We start from the raw sequence: 2,283 nt of genomic DNA on the forward strand, positions 1-2,283 counted from the left end.
CCCCCGGGGAGTGCCTGGGATGAGTCCGAATTCCCGGGCGGTGTCGAGGGTGTCGCAGATGTGGAGGTAATGGGCGAACGACTCCGCAAAGTCCTCGTAGGGGTGCATGGTTGCGTACTTTGAGATGAACCGTTCATTCCAGTCCGCCGGGGCGCCTTCGCTGTAGTGGCGGTCTATCTCTGCCTGGTAGTCCTTGGTGTCGTCGCCAAAGAGATTACGCGCCTCGCGCGTTCGTCCGTCATCGCTGAATACCAGCACCGTCTCAAAATAATGCCCCACTTCATGCCGGAAATGCCCGAGCATCGTCCGGTATGGTTCATCGAGTTGGGTACGCATTCGTTCCCGATAGGCATCGTCGCTTTCGGCCAGATTGATGGTGATCACACCGTCAGCATGACCGATCACCACATTTTCCTTGACACTGGACAACAGGTCGAAAGCAAGTCCCCCGTCGGGGTCTTCTGTGCGCGTGATGATCGGCAGGCCCAGCCCATCGAGCTCAGCAATGAGATGACGCTTGGCCCGCTCAGCCGCAATGAACTGCGATAGGCCTTTGGCGTCGCTGTCGTTCGGGCGAGTCCGCGTGAGCTCACAGCTGAAGCACTGACTGCCGCCCTCCGGGGCAAGCCAAGTGCAACCGGAAAGCAAAAAATTAGCGCACCGGTGCCAAGTGGCTCCCGACTCATCGGTGTACTGTCCCTGACTGCCTGTTGCGACTATGGCGCGGGCGTTCCGCAGGTATGCCAAGTTAGTTCCGCAGTGCAGGCAGACCGAATTTTCAAAGTACACGCTCGAACCGCAGACACCGCAGGATTGTTTTTTCACTTCATGATCTTAGCCGCGGCCACCGGGCTTCACCCGGTGCCCGGCGCCCGGGTCTCAGCCGCTGAAATCACCGGCGTTCCGGCGGAACGTGCCCAGGATCCGGATCAGCTGGTCCACGTCCTGGTCCGCGAAGCCGGACTGGCCAAAGACCTCGGAGTTCAGCACCGCCGTCGCCCGTTTGGCCAGGGTGCGGCCTTCCGGGGTGAGTTCGATCAGGGTGGTGCGGCCGTCCGTGGGGTGCGGCGAGCGGATCACCAGCCCGGCCTCCTGGAGCCGGTCCACGGCATTGGTGACTGAGGTGGGGTGGACCTGCAGCAGCGCGCTCGCCTTGTTCATGGGCAGCGCCCCGCTGCGGGCGAAGCTGAGCAACGCGAGCAGCTCGTACCGGGCAAAGGTGAGCCCGAACGGCTTGAGCACCGTCTCGATCCGGCCGAGCAGGATCTGCTGGGTCCGCATGATGGCGGTGATGGCGGCCATCGGGGCGGCGACGTCGGACCAGCCGTGGCGCTCCCAGTTCAGCCGGGCGTCGGCAATCGGATCTCGCGGCAGCGGTGTTCCCATGTTCAGCCCTGACCCTTGAGCCCGGGGAAATCGGAGTCGGAGTACTCGACGCCGAGGCCTTCCGGGACGGGCCCGCCGCCGTGGCGCACTTCCTCGCTGTGCCGCAGCTCCACGCGCCGGATCTTGCCGGAGATCGTCTTGGGGAGCTCGGCAAACTCCAGCCGGCGGATCCTTTTGAACGGCGCCAGGTGCTCCCGGCAGTACCGCAGGATGTCTTCGGCCAGCTCGGGGCCCGGCTGGTGGCCGGCCGCCAGGACCACAAACGCCTTCGGCACTGACAGCTTGAGCGGGTCAGGGGAGGGGACGACGGCGGCCTCCGCCACTGCCGGGTGCTCAATCAGCACGCTCTCCAGTTCGAACGGGGACAGCCGGTAGTCGGAGGACTTGAAGACGTCGTCGCCGCGGCCCACATACGTGATGATGCCGCGCTCGTCCCGGCTCGCCATGTCCCCCGTGTGGTAGTAGCCGTCACGGAAAGCCTCCGCCGTCTTGTCCGGGTCGCCGTAGTACGCCTTCATGAGCCCCACGGGGCGGGGGTCGAGGCGCAGGCAGAGCTCGCCGTCGTCAGCCTCCTCACCAGTAGCGGGGTCCACAAGCACGACGTCGTAGCCAGGCAGCGGCTTGCCCATGGCGCCGATCTTGATCGGCTGGCCCGGGGTGTTCGCGATCTGCACGGTCGATTCGGTCTGGCCGAAGCCGTCCCGGATGGTTTGCCCCCATGCGCGGTGGACCTGGTCGATCACTTCGGCATTGAGCGGTTCGCCGGCGGATACCACCTTGGTGGGCGGATTCTTGAGCAGTGTGAGATCGGCCTGGATCAGCATCCGCCAGACCGTGGGCGGGGCGCAGAAGCTGGTCACGGATTCGCGGTCCATCTGCTCCATGAGCGCCCTGGCG

Annotated in this window: 3 protein-coding genes; all 3 read right to left on the bottom strand. The window is 64.9% G+C overall.

Annotated elements, in window-relative coordinates; genetic code table 11:
• Nucleotides 1-825: putative zinc-binding metallopeptidase (locus LQV45_RS26610; RefSeq protein ID WP_230009722.1), on the bottom strand; the 825-nt coding region annotated here is incomplete at its 3' end.
• 54 nt (nt 826-879) lie between these two features.
• A complete protein-coding gene (locus tag LQV45_RS26615; RefSeq protein ID WP_223914576.1) occupies nt 880-1,386 on the bottom strand; it encodes a MarR family winged helix-turn-helix transcriptional regulator in 507 nt (168 codons plus the stop codon).
• Nucleotides 1,387-1,388: 2 nt separating this feature from the next.
• Nucleotides 1,389-2,283 (bottom strand): AMP-binding protein (locus tag LQV45_RS26620; RefSeq protein ID WP_230009724.1); only part of this gene is annotated, 895 nt, incomplete at its 5' end.

The organism is Microbacterium sp. Bi128 (assembly GCF_918698205.1).

Bases quoted from the DNA above. Each gene is read 5' to 3' on its own strand.
- LQV45_RS26615 (WP_223914576.1), bottom strand. From the start codon at position 1,386: ATGGGAACACCGCTGCCGCGAGATCCGATTGCCGACGCCCGGCTGAAC.